At 28.9% G+C, this 19,841-nt stretch carries 23 protein-coding genes and 1 other RNA gene; 3 read left to right on the plus strand and 21 right to left on the minus strand.

The genetic code is table 11. The features are described 5' to 3' along the window. The first annotated feature begins 458 nt into the window (after positions 1–458). The 3 genes from tnpA to TICRE_RS02900 all read left to right on the plus strand — a co-directional run bounded on the left by tnpA (position 459) and on the right by TICRE_RS02900 (position 2,448). Positions 459–827 carry an IS66 family insertion sequence element accessory protein TnpA gene (gene tnpA / locus TICRE_RS02885; RefSeq protein ID WP_143583029.1) on the plus strand — a complete coding sequence of 123 codons (369 nt, stop codon included), beginning with the start codon at positions 459–461 and terminating at the stop codon, positions 825–827. A 10-nt stretch (positions 828–837) separates the two neighbouring features. Beyond that, complete coding sequence (tnpB, locus tag TICRE_RS02890) at positions 838–1,071, plus strand: IS66 family insertion sequence element accessory protein TnpB (RefSeq protein ID WP_084191779.1); 234 nt, start codon at positions 838–840, stop codon at positions 1,069–1,071. Between the two features lie 256 nt (positions 1,072–1,327). Then, a protein-coding gene (locus tag TICRE_RS02900) for an IS3 family transposase (RefSeq protein ID WP_143583031.1) occupies positions 1,328–2,448 on the plus strand; the annotation gives its coding sequence in 2 pieces (ribosomal slippage) (positions 1,328–1,577 and positions 1,577–2,448; 1,122 coding nt in all). On the opposite strand, the gene TICRE_RS02905 is transcribed toward TICRE_RS02900, so the two are convergent. From TICRE_RS02905 to ybeY, 21 genes are all read right to left on the minus strand, one after another. Next, positions 2,445–2,711: a hypothetical protein gene (locus tag TICRE_RS02905; RefSeq protein WP_075724952.1), complete on the minus strand. Its 267-nt coding sequence runs from the start codon at positions 2,709–2,711 to the stop codon at positions 2,445–2,447. The two genes, TICRE_RS02900 and TICRE_RS02905, sit on opposite strands and share 4 nt — an antisense overlap. Positions 2,712–2,786: 75 nt before the next feature. Beyond that, a complete protein-coding gene (locus tag TICRE_RS02910) occupies positions 2,787–3,020 on the minus strand; it encodes a hypothetical protein (RefSeq protein WP_075724954.1) in 234 nt (77 codons plus the stop codon). A 52-nt stretch (positions 3,021–3,072) separates the two neighbouring features. Beyond that, positions 3,073–3,288: a hypothetical protein gene (locus TICRE_RS02915; protein WP_075724956.1), complete on the minus strand. Its 216-nt coding sequence runs from the start codon at positions 3,286–3,288 to the stop codon at positions 3,073–3,075. Positions 3,289–3,331: 43 nt separating this feature from the next. Continuing rightward, the gene (locus tag TICRE_RS02920) at positions 3,332–3,865 is read right to left on the minus strand and encodes a GNAT family N-acetyltransferase (RefSeq protein WP_075724958.1); all 534 of its coding nucleotides are present in this window, start codon (positions 3,863–3,865) and stop codon (positions 3,332–3,334) included. Positions 3,866–4,166: 301 nt separating this feature from the next. Continuing rightward, positions 4,167–4,513, minus strand: an RNA gene (gene rnpB, locus TICRE_RS02925) — RNase P RNA component class A. A 59-nt stretch (positions 4,514–4,572) separates the two neighbouring features. Next, the gene (locus TICRE_RS02930) at positions 4,573–5,283 is read right to left on the minus strand and encodes a zinc ribbon domain-containing protein (RefSeq protein WP_075724960.1); all 711 of its coding nucleotides are present in this window, start codon (positions 5,281–5,283) and stop codon (positions 4,573–4,575) included. A 10-nt stretch (positions 5,284–5,293) separates the two neighbouring features. Then, complete coding sequence (locus TICRE_RS02935; RefSeq protein ID WP_075724962.1) at positions 5,294–6,094, minus strand: Nif3-like dinuclear metal center hexameric protein; 801 nt, start codon at positions 6,092–6,094, stop codon at positions 5,294–5,296. After that, positions 6,084–6,779: a tRNA (adenine(22)-N(1))-methyltransferase gene (locus tag TICRE_RS02940; RefSeq protein ID WP_075724964.1), complete on the minus strand. Its 696-nt coding sequence runs from the start codon at positions 6,777–6,779 to the stop codon at positions 6,084–6,086. The genes TICRE_RS02935 and TICRE_RS02940 overlap by 11 nt, the downstream gene beginning before the upstream one ends. A 57-nt stretch (positions 6,780–6,836) precedes the next feature. Continuing rightward, positions 6,837–7,952: an RNA polymerase sigma factor RpoD gene (rpoD, locus tag TICRE_RS02945; protein WP_075724966.1), complete on the minus strand. Its 1,116-nt coding sequence runs from the start codon at positions 7,950–7,952 to the stop codon at positions 6,837–6,839. Positions 7,953–7,960: 8 nt separating this feature from the next. Then, positions 7,961–9,826: a DNA primase gene (dnaG, locus tag TICRE_RS02950; RefSeq protein ID WP_233120131.1), complete on the minus strand. Its 1,866-nt coding sequence runs from the start codon at positions 9,824–9,826 to the stop codon at positions 7,961–7,963. Then, positions 9,811–10,827, minus strand: a complete 1,017-nt coding sequence (locus TICRE_RS02955; RefSeq protein ID WP_075724968.1) for a deoxyguanosinetriphosphate triphosphohydrolase — start codon at positions 10,825–10,827, stop codon at positions 9,811–9,813. Before TICRE_RS02955 ends, dnaG begins: the two co-directional genes overlap by 16 nt. Before the next feature lie 141 nt (positions 10,828–10,968). Next, the gene (locus TICRE_RS02960) at positions 10,969–11,778 is read right to left on the minus strand and encodes a pyruvate, water dikinase regulatory protein (protein ID WP_075724970.1); all 810 of its coding nucleotides are present in this window, start codon (positions 11,776–11,778) and stop codon (positions 10,969–10,971) included. A gap of 11 nt (positions 11,779–11,789) precedes the next feature. Next, positions 11,790–12,422: a helix-turn-helix transcriptional regulator gene (locus TICRE_RS02965; protein WP_075724972.1), complete on the minus strand. Its 633-nt coding sequence runs from the start codon at positions 12,420–12,422 to the stop codon at positions 11,790–11,792. A 25-nt stretch (positions 12,423–12,447) separates the two neighbouring features. After that, positions 12,448–14,523 carry a glycine--tRNA ligase subunit beta gene (gene glyS, locus TICRE_RS02970; protein WP_075724975.1) on the minus strand — a complete coding sequence of 692 codons (2,076 nt, stop codon included), beginning with the start codon at positions 14,521–14,523 and terminating at the stop codon, positions 12,448–12,450. Next, positions 14,516–15,403, minus strand: a complete 888-nt coding sequence (gene glyQ, locus TICRE_RS02975) for a glycine--tRNA ligase subunit alpha (protein WP_075724977.1) — start codon at positions 15,401–15,403, stop codon at positions 14,516–14,518. Before glyQ ends, glyS begins: the two co-directional genes overlap by 8 nt. A 140-nt stretch (positions 15,404–15,543) precedes the next feature. Beyond that, positions 15,544–16,290, minus strand: coding sequence for a DNA repair protein RecO (recO, locus tag TICRE_RS02980; RefSeq protein ID WP_075724979.1), 747 nt, complete (start codon positions 16,288–16,290; stop codon positions 15,544–15,546). 9 nt (positions 16,291–16,299) lie between these two features. After that, positions 16,300–17,184, minus strand: coding sequence for a GTPase Era (era, locus tag TICRE_RS02985; RefSeq protein WP_075724982.1), 885 nt, complete (start codon positions 17,182–17,184; stop codon positions 16,300–16,302). Next, positions 17,177–17,593, minus strand: a complete 417-nt coding sequence (locus TICRE_RS02990; RefSeq protein WP_075724984.1) for a cytidine deaminase — start codon at positions 17,591–17,593, stop codon at positions 17,177–17,179. The genes era and TICRE_RS02990 overlap by 8 nt, the downstream gene beginning before the upstream one ends. Positions 17,594–17,607: 14 nt before the next feature. Continuing rightward, positions 17,608–18,666: a DUF3048 domain-containing protein gene (locus TICRE_RS02995; protein WP_233120132.1), complete on the minus strand. Its 1,059-nt coding sequence runs from the start codon at positions 18,664–18,666 to the stop codon at positions 17,608–17,610. A gap of 14 nt (positions 18,667–18,680) precedes the next feature. Next, entirely contained in the window at positions 18,681–19,382 is a 702-nt protein-coding gene (locus TICRE_RS03000; protein WP_075724988.1) for a diacylglycerol kinase, read from the minus strand. Next, on the minus strand, positions 19,379–19,840 hold the full coding sequence (gene ybeY, locus TICRE_RS03005) for an rRNA maturation RNase YbeY (RefSeq protein ID WP_075724990.1): 462 nt from the start codon (positions 19,838–19,840) through the stop codon (positions 19,379–19,381). Before ybeY ends, TICRE_RS03000 begins: the two co-directional genes overlap by 4 nt. Position 19,841: the final 1 nt, after the last annotated feature.

Genomic DNA, 19,841 nt, shown 5'->3' on the forward strand with positions numbered 1-19,841 from the left:
ATTATTATCTCTATATACAATTGGACTCATATAGATTATCACATATATAAACAACAATCAATATTTAAAGATAGGGTATAAGACATGTAGAGGTTATCTATTTTAGTTTTTAGTTATATACTATTATAAGGATAGAAAGTAAGTTAGAGTTAAAGTTGAATTATTATCCTTAAGTAAATAAAAAGTAAGCGGTCAATAATATCATGGATTTAAAAATGTTACGTAACATGAGATAATACTCTCTACAAATGTTTATGATATTCTAAAAGTGGTTCTTTCCATAGTTAATTGAAATCAATTACTACTTAATAGAAAACCTAAATAAAACGCTTGTTAATCAAGTAATAATATTTTAAATTTCAACTAAGATTGGAAAGAACCAAATTTCAATTGACAAATACAACAAAATATTTTTAAAGTTAACGAAGTAATTTTGCAAACATTAAAAGCGTAGGGAGATGATTAACATTACAACTATGAAAGCAACTAACCATGAAATACTTAAGGTTGAATGGATGAAAATCATTGAAAGTCATGCCATAAGCGGTCAGTCCATAAGAAAATGGTGTGAGGAAAATGACATTTCAAGAACCAAATTCTACTACTGGCAGCGGGTAATTAGACAAGATACTCTAATTAAAGTTGGAACATTAGCTGTTACAGGGCAACCTCAATTTGTAGAAATTAAGCCTAATGAATCTAAGACCCCTAGCCAAGAGTCCAAATCTAACAATCAAGGTACTTGTGCTATCCTTAGTTCTAATGGAAATGAAATTGAAATTTTAAATGGAGTAGATCCAAATACATTAGGAACAGTACTAATCTAATAGGTAGGCTATGAGAATAGGACTTCCTGATGACATGCGAATATACATTGCCTGTGGTAAGACTGATATGCGCAAGTCCATAGATGGTCTTTCAGCAATAGTATCTCAGAATTTCAACCTAAATCCATTTGAAAATGCACTATTTGTTTTTTGTGGAGGAAAAAGAGATAGAATGAAAGCCATACTTTGGGAGGGTGATGATTTCCTTCTTTTATACAAAAGTCTAGAGGGAGGCGTGTTTTAGTGGCCAAGAACCACAGAAGATGTTAGAGAAATTAGTCCACAGCAATATAGATGGTTGATAGAAGGACTCACTATTGATCAGAAAAAGACAATTCAATAGGAGAAAAAATATATGCAAATGGCATTGCTATTTTACTTGTTGAAATAAATCTTATAGCTTTATTACCTTCAATCTATACACTATGGATAGGTTACAATAAACTAGACAACTAAATTAAGGTCATGTAAAATAAAAGTATAAGAAGGAGCGATTTTATATGACTAAAAATCAAAGAAGAACATTTACCCCAGAATTTAAAGAACAAATGGTGAAATTATATGAAAATGGCAAACCTAAAAAAGATATAATAGCTGAATATGAATTAACAACTACAGCTTTCAATAACTGGATTAATAGAAGTCAGACTACTGGATCTTTCAGCGAGAAAGATAATAGATCTCCAGAAGAAAACGAATTAATCAAATTAAAGAAAGAAAACCAGCAATTAAGGATGGAAAATGATATTTTAAAGCAAGCAGCGCTGATCTTAGGACGAAAGTAAATGTGATTAAAAGCAATTCTCACAAATACAGTATTTCAGCAATGTGTAGGGTCCTAGAAGTTAATAGAAGTACCTATTATTATGAATCTAAAGTTAAAGAAACAACAGATGAAATAACTCCAAAGGTAATAGATATATTTAAAGCAAGTAGAAACAACTATGGTACTAGAAAAATCAAGGTGGAGCTTAAAAAACTAGACTTTATAGTATCAAGAAGAAAAATAGGTAGAATAATGAAACAAAACGGCTTAGTATCAAATTATACAGTCGCTCAGCATAAGCCTCATGTAGATAAATGTAATGAATCAAAAATAGCAAATGAACTAAATAGAGAATTCAATCCAGATAATCCTTATGAAGTAGTGGTTAGCGATTTAACATATGTTAGAGTTAATAAAAAATGGAACTACGTATGCTTTTTAGTCGATCTTTTCAACAGAGAAATTATAGGCTATAGCTCTGGATCTAATAAGGACGCACCTCTAGTATACAAGGCATTTGCAAAGGTTAAAACAAAATTAAATGACATCACTTTATTTCACACAGATAGAGGTAATGAGTTTAAAAACAAACTAATAGATGAAGTATTAGATACATTTAAAATTAAAAGATCTCTGAGCATGAAAGGCTGTCCATATGATAACGCTGTAGCTGAATCAACCTTCAAAATATTTAAAACTGAATTTGTTTATAACTATCATTTTGAAAGCTTAGAGCAACTAGAAATAATGTTAGCAGACTATGTAAATTGGTTCAATAATATTAGGATTCACGGAGCACTAGGATATTTAAGTCCTAAAGAATATAAATTCCATAACCTTAAAAAAACTGTCTAAATAAGTGTTGACAATCCACTAACTCTCTTACTAACGTATGGGAATAAAAGCGTAGAAACTACAAAATATATGCTAACCAACATATAGGGAAATTTAAGAGGGTTCAACTTGAAATAGTCAGGCATTAAAATATAATAAGCAAAATAAAAAAATCCTCCTATTAATAAACCAATTATTATATCAAAAGATGTAATTTTACTTTCTTCTCTACTTTTATTTTCCTTGCTTATGTCTCTAAAGTTTTTATTTAAATCTTTTCTCATAATTTATCATCTCCTTTTATGAAGGGTATCATATTATAAATAGTTTGTATATTTTCTAATACGTATAATGGAAAACTACAGGAACAAATAAATAAAACCTATAAGTGCAATAAATTTAATTAAAAATGTCGTTATATCCTTATCTTTTTCTTTTTGTCTAGTAAATACTCTTCCATCAATTATACTAATAAGAAGTAGAGCTATGATCATATAAGGTTTTAACCTTGGTTCAGAAGGAGATTTTATAATCATAACAACCCCTGCTGAAATTATTATTATTAAAGAAAATATGATTCTTGCTATTTTCAAAAAAACACCTCTTTTAATTTACAACTTAATATTTATATACTTGAGCTTTTTATTAATGATGTTCATCTTTTTTAGTTCCTGATTCTGCTATCTTTTTATGTTTTCTTCTCCAAAATAATGAAGGTATTAAAATAATTGCTCCAGTTAAAGCTCCTGCTAAATGTGGTAAAGACCAAACTCCCTGTTTATAATACTTAAGTATAAAACTTCCAAAGGAAACGGCAATCATAAACATTGAGAAGTCAATTAGAAGCTTATTTCCATTCATGTTATAAAACCTCCCTTGTTACGTCCTTTATTAACATTGCATATTAATTAATAAGTAAACCCATCATTAAAGAATCATAAAACTTATCATCTATTAAAAATTCTCTTTTTAACATACCTTCTTCTACAAAACCAAGCTTTTTATATAAACAAATACCTCTTTCATTATCTGTTCTGACTCTTAAATTAATCTTTCTAATTATTCCAGTTTCTTCACTCCAGTTAATTAAATAGTTGACTAGTTCTTCTCCTATCTTATTTCCCCAATATTCCTTAAGAACACTAACTCCAAACTCTCCAGTATGAGCGGTTCTTTGTCTTAAACCTCCAGAAAAATTAAGATTTCCAATTATTTCTCCTTTATATTCAGCTATAATAAACAACTTGTTGTCTTTTTTTAAACTGTTTTCAATAATTTTTTCTTCCTCTTCAATACTTATATTAAATTCTCCTACTCCAAATGTCAAGAAATCTGATTGTCCACCAATTATATTAACATATTCTACTAATTCTTTAGCATCAGATTTGTTAGCCTTTCTAATTATAACCTTTTCACCATTAACATTTATCTCTCTCACTAATTACAACTCCTTACTTCTTCGTATAATTCTACTAATATTAAACAAAACCTACTTCTAGATCGAAGAAATTTTGAAAATAAGGACTGACTTATGAAAGGCGATTTTTCCTTTCATGGAAGGACGTTTTTCAAAGTTTCTTGAACCAAGCTTGAATTCACAAGTATTTACATATATTCATCAGTCTTTTCCAAATACATCATCTCCATTTAGTAAATTATAGTACATTTGTACTATAATTAGATACTAAAAGAAGATTATAAAAAAATACAGCCCTTGAAGGCTGCATTTTCCACAATTGTTTAAGAGTAAATCTATAAGCCGTGTTCTGTTTATTTGATCATCTATCTAGACTTATTGTTGCCAATAAGTTCATGCGACCTACCATTGGAAAGGTAACGAGCCACTACCCTTTGTTATCCTTTTTGGTCTTGCTCCAGATGGGGTTTACATAGCCGCTTAGTCACCTAAACGCTGGTGAGCTCTTACCTCACCTTTCCACCCTTACCTATCTATATAATAGATAGGCGGTATCTCTCTGTTGCACTATCCTTAGGGTTGCCCCCACTGGACGTTATCCAGCATCTTGCTCTATGGAGCACGGACTTTCCTCATGCTTATAAAGCACGCGATCAAACAACTTACTCTTAGTACATTTAAAATTATAACATGTTTTTAAGTTTTTAGCAAAGAATTTTTACTTAATATTAATCCCTTAAATAGAGAATTCTTCCACAGGATTCACAGTTTATAATGTTTTCTTTGTTTTTTAATTCCTCTAGTTGATATGTCGGTAATCTCATATTACATCCTATACATATATTGTTTTCTATTAATACAATAGGACTATGTTTTCTTTCTTTTAAGTTATTATATTGTTTTAATAAATCATCATCTAATTTATCAGCAATTTCTTTTATTTTACTTTCTTCTTGTTTTACTTTTTCTTCTAAACTTTTTAATTCATTTTTAATAGAAGAGCTTTTTTCTTTTGAGTTTTCTTTAAGTTCTTTTAATATGAACACATTATCCTTGTGTTTTGATTCTATGGATTCATCTTCTTCCATATATGCTATCATTTCTATTTCGATTTCTTTTAATTTCTTTTTTATTTCTTCTTTTTCAAAGCTTAAATATTCTAGTTGTCTAATATCTGTTATATTATCTTTATATAATTTATCGTTTAAAAGATTTATTTCATATTCATACTGAGTTAAACTATTCTCTTGTTCTATAATACAAGCTTTTATTATACCACTATTGTTAGTTAATATTTCTAACTTCCTATTTATATTTGTAATCTTCTTTTCAATACTTCCTGTTTCTAATTCTTTTTTTAAAATGTCTAGTTTTTTTAAATTTTTATCTAGATTAACATTATTCTCTTCTAGTTTCCACAATAATTCTAGTTTTTTCATTTCTTTCCCCCTAATATATTTTTTTGGGTAGACTTTGTTGCATAACAACTTCTATACTTAATGTTTTAAATTCTTTTTCTAGATATCTTTTTATAACAGGTAAGATGATTTTTTCACTATGAAAATGACCCACATCTATAAGCGTTAAACCTCTCTCATAGGCATCTTGGGCTTCATGGTATTTTATATCTGCTGTAATATATAAGTCTGCTTTTCCTTCTATTGCATTCTCTATAAAGTCACTGCCACTTCCACCACATACTGCTACTTTTCTTATAGTCTTATGTATAGAGCCATATAGGATTAGGTTTTCAATATTTAAAGAACTTTTTATTACTCCTATAAATTCTTCTAAACCAGTCTCTGATATTTCTCCTATTCTACCATATCCATAGGATATGCTTTCACCATTGATTTCTCTTTTAAATATTTCTTTTAAATTAATTGTATTTTTAATATTTAATAACTTGGCAAGTTCATCATTTACTCCACCTATAGCTAAATCTAAATTTGAATGAGCATTATAAACCGCAATATCATTTTTTATTATATCCAATATAAGTTTTTCTTTTGGATTTGTAGAAATTATATTTTTTAATGGCTTGAATATTATAGGGTGATGGGTAATTATAAGATCAAATTTATCTTCTATGGCTTTTTTTAGTATATCCTCATCTAAATCTAATGCTATCAATATAGATTTTATATCCTTTTTTTCTGAACCTATTTGAAAACCTGTATTATCCCAAGTATCTATAAGGCTCTTTGGAGCCCAATCTTCTATATAATCTATTATATTCTTAAGTTTCAACTTGATTTAACACCTCCATATATTGTTTTGTTTTTATTTTTAATTCATTATATCTTTCTATACTTCTTTTATTAGTTTTATCTTTTAGCTCTTCCATAACTGAGTTTATAAGTTTTATTTTATTTTCAATGAATTCTTTTAATAAAGGATGTTTTTTTTCTATTAATCTTTCACTTATTTCATAATATATTTCTTCTTTTGGGTTTTCAAACCCTTTTTCTACATAGAGTATTTCATAAAACTTATCACCTTCTTTTGACAACTCTTCATCTATTATTTTAAATTTATTTCTTGATAAATATTGTCTTAATTCTTTGCTAGCTATCATAGGTTGAAAGATAAAATAATCTATAGAGTTGGTAACTTCTTTATTTTTCTCCAGTATATTTTGAATAAGTATCCCCCCCATACCTGCCATAATAACACCTTCAACTTCAAATGGATTAACCACATCTAAACCATCTCCAAGTCTACTGTCAATGTTTTTTTCTAATCCTTTCTTTTTTACAAGTTCTATAGTCTTGTTTAAAGAATCAGGGCTAATATCTGAAGCTATTATTTTTTTTGAAATCTGGTTTTCAATCAAATATATAGGTATATATCCATGATCTGTTCCTACATCAAGTACTACTGTATTCTTTTTAATAAATCCAGCTATTTTAATAAGTCTATCACTTAAATTCATTCCTTTACTCCTTTTATTTTAATATAATTAAAGATTCGCATAAAAGCGAATCTTTAATTATTCTAAAAAGTCTTTTAATTTTTTGCTTCTGCTTGGGTGACGAAGTTTGCGGAGCGCTTTTGCTTCAATTTGTCTAATTCTCTCTCTTGTTACATCAAATTCTTTACCTACCTCTTCAAGTGTTCTTGCTCTACCATCATCTAATCCAAATCGTAATCTTAAAACTTTTTGTTCTCTTGTGGTAAGTCCATCAAGTACTTGTATAAGTTGTTCTCTTAACATGGTAAAGTTAGCAGCTTCAGCAGGAGATAGTATATCTTCATCTGGAATAAAATCTCCTAAATGACTATCTTCCTCTTCTCCTATTGGAGTTTCTAAAGACACTGGTTCTTGAGCTATTTTCATGATTTCTCTTACCTTTTCTACATCTAAGCTCATTTCTTTAGCAATTTCTTCAGGAAGAGGATCTCTTCCTAGTTCTTGTACAAGTTGTCTTTGTATTCTTACAAGCTTATTTATAGTTTCTACCATATGAACAGGTATCCTAATAGTCCTAGCTTGATCGGCTATTGCTCTTGTTATAGCCTGTCTAATCCACCAAGTTGCATAGGTACTAAATTTAAATCCCTTTTTATATTCAAACTTTTCTACCGCTTTCATAAGTCCTAAATTGCCTTCTTGTATAAGATCTAAAAAAAGCATACCTCTTCCCACGTATCTTTTTGCAATACTTACTACTAATCTTAAATTGGCTTCAGCCAACTCTTTTTTAGCTAATTCATCTCCATTTTCCATTCTTTGAGCTAAATTTACTTCTTCTAATCCAGTTAGTAGTGGTATCTTACCTATTTCCTTTAAGTACATCCTTACAGGATCATCTACACTTACTCCCTTTGGAACTGATAGATTTTCAATTTTTTCAATCTTTTCATCTTCAATCATTTCTTCATTATCTATAAGTAAATCTTCATCTTTTTCTCCAAGTATTTCAATTCCTAGGTCTTCTAAATGTTCATAAACTTTATCTATATCCTCAGTTTCTAGTTCAACACTCTCTAAGGTATCCATTAGCTCTTTATATGTCAAATTGCCCTTTTTCTTTCCCTTGGTTGTTAACACTTTTAGTAAAGCTTTTAATTCATTTACTTCTTTATTATTTGTATCTTTCACTATTGTACCTCCTACTCATATCTAATAGATTTAATTTCCTTATTCAAATTGGTTAATTCTATACAAAGCTCTTTAAAATGAACTCTATCTAATTCCATCTTTTGGGCATCTTCTTCAAGCTCTTTAATAGCCTTAATGGTTTTTTTTCTTTTTTCTTCTAAATTATTTAAAATTAAAGTATTTGTTAAATCATCAATTACTTTCTCTATGTTTGTAGGTTTATATTCTAAAGAATCTTTTTTTAATTCTTTTATTATATTTTCATTTACACCTATATTTAAAGCTTCTTTTATTAAATCATCTATAGATAAAATATCTGTATTTTCATATTTAGTTTTTATTATATTATATATTTTTCTACATGCCAAATTTGAAAAGCTCTCTTCTAAAATCTTGTCTCTGATAATATAAAAATATTCTTTATCAATTATCATAAGCTTTATAAGATCGATCTCTGCTTTTATATGAGCAGATTGGATTCTAGAATTTATGTTTTCTCTATTAGGCTTTTCTATTTTAGTATTTTCTTTTTTATTATTAAAATTATTATAATAATTACCCCTAACTTCTTTTTCAATTGCTTCTTTAGTTATTCCAGTTTCTTGAGATATCTTTTCTATATAAACATCTTCCTCTATTGGACTTTTTAAATCCTTTATGACTTTTGATATCTCTTTTGTAAAAAGAATTTTTTCTTCAAAATTATTTATATTAAACTTCTCTTTATTTAAGATTATCTTATAATCAATTGGACTTAAGGCTTCTTTTAACAGCCTTTCAAACCTTATCTTTCCCTTGTTTTGTATATAATCATCTGGATCCATACCCTTAGGTAATTGAACTATTTTAGGCTTTACACCTTCTATAGACATTATATCTATAGCTCTTAAAGTAGCTTTTGTACCAGCTAAATCCGAGTCATATGCTATATAAATTTCTTCTCCATATCTTTTTAAAAGTTTAGCTTGATTAGGTGAAAGGGCTGTTCCAAGACTTGCTACAGCATAATTTATTCCTTTAGCAAAAAGTGCTATTACATCCATATATCCTTCTACTAAAAGTATGTTTTTTTTATTTGAATATTTTTTAACTAAATTTAGTCCATATAAATTATTTCCTTTATTAAATATAAGACTTTCTTTGGAGTTTAGATATTTAGGCATAGTTTCATCTATGACCCTTCCTCCAAAACCTATTATTTGATTATTTCTATCTATTATCGGAAACATTATTCTATTTCTAAATCTATCATAATATCCATTATTACCTTTTTTCTTGTTTATTAGACCTATCTTTTCTATTTCTCCACTTACGTATCCTTTAGATTTTAAAAACTTATATAGATTTCCCCATTCATCTGGTGCAAAACCTATTCCAAATCTTTTTATTTCACTAAGTTCCATTCCTCTTCTCTTCAAATAATCTAAGGATGTGTTGTTTTTTAAAAGTAGTTCATGAAAATACCTTCCTGCTTGTCTATTTATTTCATATAATCTTCTTTTTTCTTCTATTTCTTTTGTGTCTACTTCTTTTCCATCTAATTCAATTCCTAGCTTATCTGCCAAAAACTCTACTGCTTCTTTGAAATCTAAATTTTCTTTTTTCATTATAAAAGTGATACTATCTCCACTTTCACCACATCCAAAACAATGAAAAAATTGTTTTGAGCTTGATACTGTAAATGAGGGTGTTTTTTCATTGTGAAAAGGACAAAGACCTACTAAATTAGATCCTGATCTATTTAAAGTTAGATAACTTGATATTATATCTACAATATCAGCTCTTTCTTTTATTTGGTCTATTAAATCTTCATTTATATACATTTTAATGTCATCACCTTGATATTCACCTACTATTATTTTTAATACTTTTCCCACGGTTTAGGCACAAATAGATTCTCAAAGACATGTATTACATAGCGGTCTGTCATTCCTGCTATATAGTCACATATCCTATCTTCAAGAGAAGAATTTTCTAAAGAATAAGAATATTGATATTCAAAAGGCATTTCATCAGGACTTTTAAGGTAGAATTTATATAATTCTTTAATTATATACTCGGCTTTTTTCTCTTCAGACTTTGCTATATTATTATAATAGACATTTTTAAACATATACTCTCTTAATTTTTCTGTTTTTTCTCCTATTTTAGGACTCATCTTTACTTCGTTTTTATTTAGACTCATATTTACTATATCAAGAATCATATTATTTATACGAACACCATGAGATGAACCTAAGACTTCTATACAGTCTTTTGGTAAATTTCTTTCATCTATTATATTAGCTCTAATAGCATCATCTATATCATGATTAATATAAGCAATTCTATCAGATAATTTGACAATTTGTCCCTCTAAACTCCTACTTGGACATTTTCCAGAATGGTTAATTATACCCTCTCTCACTTCATAAGTCAAGTTCAAGCCCTGTCTATTTTTATTATGTTCTAAAAAATCTACTACTCTTAAACTTTGCTCATAATGTTTAAAACCACGTGGGTGAAGTTCATTTAATATGGCTTCTCCAGTATGTCCAAAGGGAGTATGCCCCAAATCATGACCTAAGCTAATAGCTTCTACTAAATCTTCATTTAAATTTAAAGCTCTTGCTATTGTTCTTCCGATTTGAGAAACTTCTAATGTATGAGTAAGTCTAGTTCGAAAATGATCACCTTCTGGAGAGATAAATACTTGTGTCTTATGCTTTAATCTTCTAAAAGCTTTAGAGTGTATTATTCTATCTCTGTCTCTTTGGAATTCTGTTCTTATATCACATTTTGCTTCAAATACTTTTCTACCTTTGGAATCAGAAGCAAGAGATGCGAAAGGAGATAGTATTTCTTTTTCTCTTTGTTCTATTTGTTCTCTGATCTTCATTTTATATTCCTTCTTTCCATAAAAGTATTTTAAAAATAGTCTATATTATATATACTACAAAACATGTTAAATTCCTTTATCTTTTTAAACTTTCTTTAGAATATTAAAAGAAGTGTTTATATAAACACTTCTTTTAATTTATTAATTAAACATTTCTGCCATATGATTTAAAATAATACCTGCGGTCTCTTCAATTGCCCGACTTGAAACATCTATTACTATACAATCTAACTCTTTCATTATCTTCCTGGAATATTCAAGCTCTAAGTTAATTCTATCTACATTAGCATAATTAGCTGTAAATCCTAGTCCAAGAGTTTTAAGTCTTTCTGTTCGTATCTCATTTAACTTATAAGGGTTTGCAATAAGTCCTATAATTTTATTTTTATCTTTTTCAAATAATTCTTTAGGGGGCATTACTTCAGGTACCAAAGGAACATTTGCTACTTTATAGTTTTTATGTGCTAGATACATACTTAAAGGAGTTTTTGATGTTCTAGAAACTCCTACCAAACATATGTCAGCCTTTTTAACTCCACGCGGATCTTTTCCATCATCATATTTTACTGCAAATTCTACTGCTTCAACCTTTTTAAAATAATCTTCATCAAGTCTTCTAATTATTCCTGATTCTCTTTTAGGTGAAACGTTTAAAGTGTTTTCCAAGGCAACTAAAGGAGGAGTCATAATATCTACTGTAGGTATACCCCGTTCTCTTCCTTTTATTTCTATAAAATCTCTGGTTTTTTCAGAAACAGTTGTATATATAATTAGACTTTTACCTACTTCCGCCTCATCAAATATACCTTTTATTTGATTTTCACTCACAATATAAGGGTATCTTTTAATCTCGTAGTTTTCTGTAAATTGTCTTACTGCTGCTCTTGCAATTAATTCTCCAGTCTCTCCTATAGAGTCTGATATCACATAAATGGTAAGTTTTCTTTCCACATAATTCCCCCTTATAAATCTTCTCCAAGTTCCACAAATAGCCTCGTTATATTTGTCTTAGTAATCCTCCCTATAACATGTAATGCTTTTTCTTTTTTTATTTCTACTACTGGAATGCTATCTATTTCATTGTCTATCAATTTCTTGGCAGCACTTAGTGCACTTTTATCGGGAGTAGTATATACTATATGAGGCATTCTTGTCATTATTATACTTATTGGAACGGTATAAAGGTCTTTTCCACCCATAAGAAATTTAATAATATCTTTTCTAGAAACAACTCCTGATAGTTCTCCATCGTTTGAAAGAAATATAGATCCTACATCCTCTACAAACATAGTAACTACTACATCATAAACAAGAGTAGTATCTGCTAAAACAATTGGGACAGAGTAAATTTCTTGCACTAATATATTTTCTAATTTAGTATATATATCGTTAAAATTTGTTCTTCCAACATAAAAATAACCAACTCTAGGCTTAGCATCTAAAACTTCTATCATAGTTAAAAGAGCTAAATCAGTTCTTAAAGTACCTCTAGATAAGTTCAATTTACTTCCTATATCTTCACTAGTAATAGGTTCATTTTTTTTCACGATATCAATAATCTTCTCTTGCCTTTTACTAAATTGTATTAGACTCACCACCTATTTTAAAATATAGTTATTATTAGTTAACTATCACAGATAAGTCACACACCTTGATAATGGTATCATATATCTTTCTTAATAGTGATAAATGATTATTTTTAATAATTTCATCATCGACCATTATCATTGTATTATCTAAAAAATTATCTATAGGTTCTTTTAAACTAGTCAATAAATCTAATGCTTTATCATACTCTTTTTTATCTATAGAATTTAAAGTCTCTTCTTCAATATTATTATAACTATCAAATAATGATATACCATATTCTGAAAGTAGGTCTCTTTTTACATCACTAGATAATGTATTCTTTGCTAATGTAGCAACTCTATTAAATGCAGTTAGAATTTCAGATGTATCTCTAGTTTTAAGCCACTCATTTAATTTATTTGCTTTTATCTTTATATCATAAATATCATCAATCTCATTTTGAGTTACAGAATCAATTATATCATATCTTATTCCCATCTCTAAAAACATACTTTTTATTCTACCTAAGAAAAACTCATTTATCTCCATTTTGACCTTTTCATAGTCAAAGGTTAATACATTTTCTTCTACTTGAATATATAGTGCAAACTCTATTAGTTCTTGTAGGGAGAGGTTTAATTTTTTATCTAATATTATCTTTATAATTCCAAGTGCACTTCTTCTAAGTGCAAAAGGATCTTGTGAGCCAGTAGGATGTATTCCTATTGCAAAAAGCCCAGATATAGAGTCAAGCTTATCTGCTATACTAAGAACAGCTCCTGCAGTAGTAGAAGGAAGTTCATCTCCAAGCGATCTTGGAAGATATTGCTCAAATATAGCTAAACTTACTATCTCATTTTCTCCTGAAATTGATGCGTATACCATTCCCATCTTACCTTGAAGCTCTGTAAATTCAGTTACCATTTTAGTTGTAAGATCAGCTTTAGATAAGATAGCCGCTCTTTTAATATTTTTCTTTGTCTCTTCTCCAACTTCTAAGTGTTCCCCTATTTTTTCACCAAGTTTTGCAATTCTCACACTTTTATCATATAAAGTACCTAATTTTTCTTGGAAAGTAATGTTCTTTAAAGATTCTGTATAGTCCTCTAAAGGTTTACTTATATCTTCCCTAAAAAAGAATTTAGCATCTTCAAGCCTTGCTCCAAGAACCTTTTCATTTCCTTTAATTACTGTATCTAAATGTTCATCATTACCATTTCTTACGGTAATAAAATAAGGAAGTAATCTATCTTTAATATCTAGTACTGGAAAATATCTTAAATGTTCTTTCATAGGAGTTACTATAACATCCTTAGGAAGATTTAGGTATTCTTCTTTAATTCTACCTATAACTGGAGTAGGATACTCTACTAAATTTGTTACTTCATCTAGTAGGTCTTCATCTTGAAGAAGTTTTCCACCTTTTTCTTTGGCTAATCTCTCAGCTCCATATTTTATTATTTCTTTTCTTTCATTGTGATTAACTATTACAAAGTTTTTCTTTAAAACTTCTTCATATTCCTCTACATTTTCTAAAACAATATCAGAATCTCCTAAAAACCTATGACCATTTGTCTTATTTGAAACTCTTATACCTTCAAAATCAAATGAAATTATTTTGTCATCAAGCAAAGATACTATCCATCTAATCGGTCTTGCAAATCTAATATCTTTCCCTCCCCATTTCATTGATTTTGGAAAGTTAATACTCTTTATTAGTTCAGCTACATTTTCTTCTATAATGGTTTCTATATCTTTACTTCTTTTTACTACCTTTGCATAGGCATATTCCTCACCATTATGATCTATAAAAGAGATATCTTCTAAATTTACTCCTTGACCTCTCATAAATCCTAAAAGAGCTTTAGAAGGTTCTCCTTCTTCATTAAAAGATATCTTTTTAGAAGGACCTTTTATATTTTCTATTTTTTCACCTTTATCTTCTTGAAGTCCCCTTATTATAGTAGTTAATCTTCTAGGTGTAGAATAAACTTCTATTTTAGAAAAGGAGATATTTTCTTCTTTAAAAAGATTTGAAAATTTTTCTTCTAACTGTCTTAAAGTGTCTTTTACATATCTTGCCGGAATTTCTTCTATTCCTATTTCAAGTAAATAAGTATTATTCATTTACTTCACCTGCTTTCTTTATTAAAGGAAATCCTAATTCTTTTCTTTGTTCTATATATGAAGATGCAGCTACTTTTGCTAAATCTCTTACTCTTCCAATATATTTTGTTCTCTCCGATACAGAAAGAGCTCCCCTTGCATCTAATACATTGAATACATGTGAACATTTTAAAACATAATCATAAGCCGGAAGAACCAGTTTTTCTTTTAAAATTTCTTTAACTTCTTTTTCATATATATTGAAGAGTTGTTTTAGTGTATCTATATTTGCTATTTCAAAACTATATACTGAGTGTTCATATTCTGCTTTGTTAAATATATCTCCATAAGTTAAGTTTTCGTTCCATCTTATATCAAATACATTTTCTACATCCTGTAGATACATAGCTATTCTTTCAAGTCCATAAGTAAGCTCTGCAGATTCTAATTCGCAGTTTATACCTCCAACCTGTTGAAAATAAGTAAACTGAGTAATTTCCATACCATCTAGCCATACTTCCCATCCAAGTCCCCATGCTCCAAGGGTAGGCGCTTCCCAGTTATCTTCTACAAATCTGATATCATGTTTTAAAGGATCTATTCCTAATACTTTTAGACTATTTAGATATAAATCTTGTATATCTTCTGGGGATGGTTTTATTATAACCTGCATTTGATGGTGTTGATATACTCTATTAGGATTTTCTCCATATCTTGCATCTGCTGGTCTTCTTGATGGTTCTACATATATTATTTTCCAAGGCTCAGGTCCTAGTGCTCTTAAAAAAGTATGTGGACTCATAGTTCCCGCACCCTTTTCTATGTCATAAGGCTCCATAATCGTACATCCTTTTTCGCCCCAATAATCGTATAACTTTAATATCATGTCTTGAAAATACATAAACATCCTCCTCATTTAGAAAACAAAACCTTTCATATTTATCATTATGAAGGTTTAATTCTCACGTATCCTTATTAAACTTTTCTTTTTATAATTTAACAAATTATTTACTATATGTCAATATTGTATCATTTTAAATCCTAATTCTCTAGTATCATATCTATCATTTTAAAGCTATTAAATTCTTTTCTATCAATATTAAATAGTATATATCTTTCCAAAAGAGATTGCATTGATTTTAAAGTTTTTAAGGAAATATTGATATTTTCCAACTCTTCAAATGGTATATAAAGCAGTTCTATCATTGCCTTATATATATGCTTATTTATATAAATAGAACTCATATCCTTAGAAAAACAACTACTACAGATAATCCCACCTTCTATATTACTCCATCTTATATCTGATATAGGTGTTTTATTACAACTAACACAAGTGTTAAGATGAGGCTTGTATCCAATAAATGAAACAAATTTCAATTGAAATGCTACGATGAACTTTAAAAACCCATCATTTAATTCTGATAGTATTTTAAGACTTTTTTCTAAAAGTAAAAATAAAGTTAAATTTTCCTCTTCTTCCGGAGAAGACTTTTCTATTAACTCTAAAATATAGGATCCATACACAAATCTTTCAACGTTTTCTCTCATATTATAAAAGGATTCTATTATATTACCTTGATTTAAATAATAAAAGGTTTGTCCCTTTTTTAATATATATTCATTGTAGGAAAAAACCTGAGTACTGCCCATAAGCCTAGAGTTTGCTTTATAAGCTCCCTTTGCCATAACAGGAATTTTCCCTAGATTCTTTGTATATATATTTAATATCTTACTGGTATCTTTAAATCGCATTTCACTTAATACGATTCCTTCTGTTTTTATCATATTTCATACCTATTTATATCCAAAATATTTAACCTTATTGACTTTATCTCTCCAGTTTTTTTCTACTTTTACCCAAAGTTGAAGATTTATTTTAGTGCCCATAAGTCTTTCTATGTCTTCTCTGGCGCTCTGTCCTATTTGTTTTAACATTTGTCCTTTTTTACCTATTACTATGCCTTTGTGAGACTCTTTTTCAGTATATATAGTTGCAAATACATCTATTAATTCACCATCTTTTCTAGTCTTTACATCATCTATATTTACATATATACCATGGGGAACCTCTTCGTTTAAATTTATTAAAGCTTTTTCTCTTATAAGTTCTGAAATTATAAATCTTTCAGGTTGATCTGTTATCATATCCTCAGGGAAATATTGAGGTCCTTCTGGTATTAGTGACTTTAAAACTTCTACATACTTTTCTACATTATCATTATTTAATGCAGAAATCGGGATAATTTCTTTGAAAATATTCATCTTATTATATTTATTTATAAGCTTGGCTATATCTTCTTTTTCCATCTTATCAATCTTATTTATCAGTAAAACTATAGGAGTATCTATTTCTTTTAATATATTTAAGATATAGCTATCTAAACTTCCGATATCCATACTTTCATCTACCATAAAAGTAACTACATCTACTTCTCCAAGTGTACTTTTAGATACTTTTAACATGTATTCTCCCAGTTTGTTCTTTGGCATTTGCATACCAGGAGTATCTAAGAATACTAATTGAAAATCATCTCCTGTATATACAAGTTGTATTTTATTTCTAGTGGTTTGAGGTCTATCTGATATTATAGATATCTTTTCACCTATTACTTCATTTAAAAGGGTGGACTTCCCTACATTTGGTCTTCCTATAACACTTATAAATCCTGATTTATACATCTTTTTTATCACTTCCTATTTTTTTTAGATCTTCTGGCCCGAAACTATGTGGAAGAAGATCTTCTAGAGTGTATTCCTTATATTCATCTTCAGATTTTGCAATTATAATCTTTGCATCTTTACCAAATTCTCTTATTACTTGTCTACAAACCCCACATGGATAAGTAAATCCTCCATCTCCCACAATCGCAATTTTTTTTATTTTTTTACTTCCTTCTGAAACCGCTTTAAATATAGCCGTCCTTTCTGCACAAATAGTTGGAGAATATGATGCTATCTCTATATTGCAACCACTATATAACTTTTCATCTTCTGTAAGAATAGCTGCCCCAACATGAAAATTTGAATAAGGTACATAAGCTTTTTCTTTAACTTCTAATGCTTTTTTTATGAGCGTTTTTTCATCCATTTTAATGCCTCCAATTATTCTTTAATTGTGATTTCCATCTTAGGATTTACTACTTGAATAAATGTAACACCAGGGTTTAACCTTAGTTCTTGACCATTTTCATAACTATATATAGTTTTTTCTTCTCTGGAATTTTTAACCCAATTTATATCTACAGTTTTCCCATTTGTAAAGTATTTACCCTTTCCCTCTCCTACTAAATCCATCTCTAATTTCTTACCATTTTGTAGTGCTTTAGTTTCTACTTCTCTTATAATTATATTTTTAGCAGTTATAGGAGTATTATCTATTTCATCAATGTGTTTCTCACCATCTTTTTTTCTATAATACTTTTTCTCTTCCTCATTATATAAATAATCTGTTGTATTCATGCTATTATATTTGATGTTTATTTCGTTTGCTAAAGAGCCATTTATATCTTTATCTTCTCTATTAAATATAAACATATTTATATCGCTTTTTTCATTTAAACCTTTTTCATCTGCCAGTTTTCTAAGAGTTTTCATGTCTGAATATAGATTGTTTGGAGATTTTTTATGTTTTTTTCTCCAAAATATATTAGAACCACTAACTCTTGCATCTAAATCATCTATATCGTATTTAACTATATCAGCTTCAGCTTCAGTACTTCCTCCACATCTCACATAAAGAGCATCATACTCTAAAATAGTTGTAACAAAATATGGTCTAGCACTTCTCATAGGCCCTATAGATGAGGGGTCATTACTTAAAAACAGAGCTAGATATCTTGTATATGGAGCTTCTACTGCATATTCATAAACTATTTCTGCATCTTTAAGACCTGCTTGCCATCTAGCTTTTGGATGATTATCAAACATAACTCCCATTATTCTTCTATTTACTTTCTCTTTTTCCACATATATTCCACTTAAAGGAGACTTAGACTTATTGATGTCATTTTCTTTATCATCTTCTTTTTTAATTCCCTCTTCTTTAGTTAGGTCTTCCTCAACAGGCAATTTAGCATCTATATCTTGTTTGTCCTTTTTACATGCAGTCAATAGCATTAGTATAGACATCAATATAAAGATGTATCTCAATTTGATTTTCATCATATAAATCTCCTTTATCCAATAATTTGAAATATAAGAATTCCCACTATAGTTCCAAGTATAGCTCCAAGTACCACTTCAGATAGGCTATGGATTCTACCTTCTACTCTACTTTCCCCAACTAGTAATGCTAAGGCAAAAGTCATAGTAATCACTAATATATTTTCTGATAAAAAAGCCACTATAGTAGCTATACAGAAAGATATGGCTGAGTGTCCACTTACAATTCCTCCTTGAAAATGTGTTCCTCGTCCTCTATAAAATTTGGCCTTAATCCCTATTGTAAGTAGAACCACTAGTATCAGGCTTACAAATGTTAAATGGACACTTGAACTTCTTATCTTAAATATTATTACCTCTGTAAAAGAATTTAATCTATCAAAAAATAATAAATATCCTACTAGAAATGCATTTATAGCAGATATAAGTACCGCTCCTGCAGCTATATCTTTGGCAAGCCTTGCTAGAGGATGATATTCTTTTGTTATCATGTCTATAGTCTTTTCTATAGCAGTGTTTATAAGTTCTAATACTATTACCAATGTAGTAGCAAATAGGAGAATTAAAAATTCCATTCTGCTAAAATCAAAAAAAAGGCTAGCAAAAAGTACTCCTATAGCAACAATGTAATGAATTAACATATTTCTTTCAGTTTTTATCGATAGAATTATTCCCGATACTGCATAATTGAAACTATCGATTATGCTTCTTTTCATACGCCTTTTTCTCCCTTAAAAACACCTAAACTTTTCATTATTTCTTTTTCTTTATCTCTCATAATTATTTTCTCTTGGTTTTCCATATGATCATGACCACAAAGATGAAGCATACTATGAGCAGTTAAATAAGCTAATTCTCTTTCAAGACTATGACCATATTCTTGAGCTTGTTCTAAAGCCTTTTCTACTGATATAATTATATCTCCAAGGAGAGGTACTGGAACTAATAAATCCTCATCCAGTGGGAAAGATAAGACATCTGTTTCCTTATCTATTCCTCTATACTCTTTGTTTAACTCTTTTATTTCTTCATTTTCTACAAATGATATAGATACTTCAAAGTCTCCTTCCAAATCTTCAACTCGTAAACTCTCCTTTACTACACGAATTAAAGTATCTAAGATTTTTTCATCTATATCAACTTTTGACTGTCTGTTGTCAAGAAAAACCTCCATA

This window comes from Tissierella creatinophila DSM 6911, assembly GCF_001940565.1.
GTDB lineage: Bacteria > Bacillota > Clostridia > Tissierellales > Tissierellaceae > Tissierella_A > Tissierella_A creatinophila.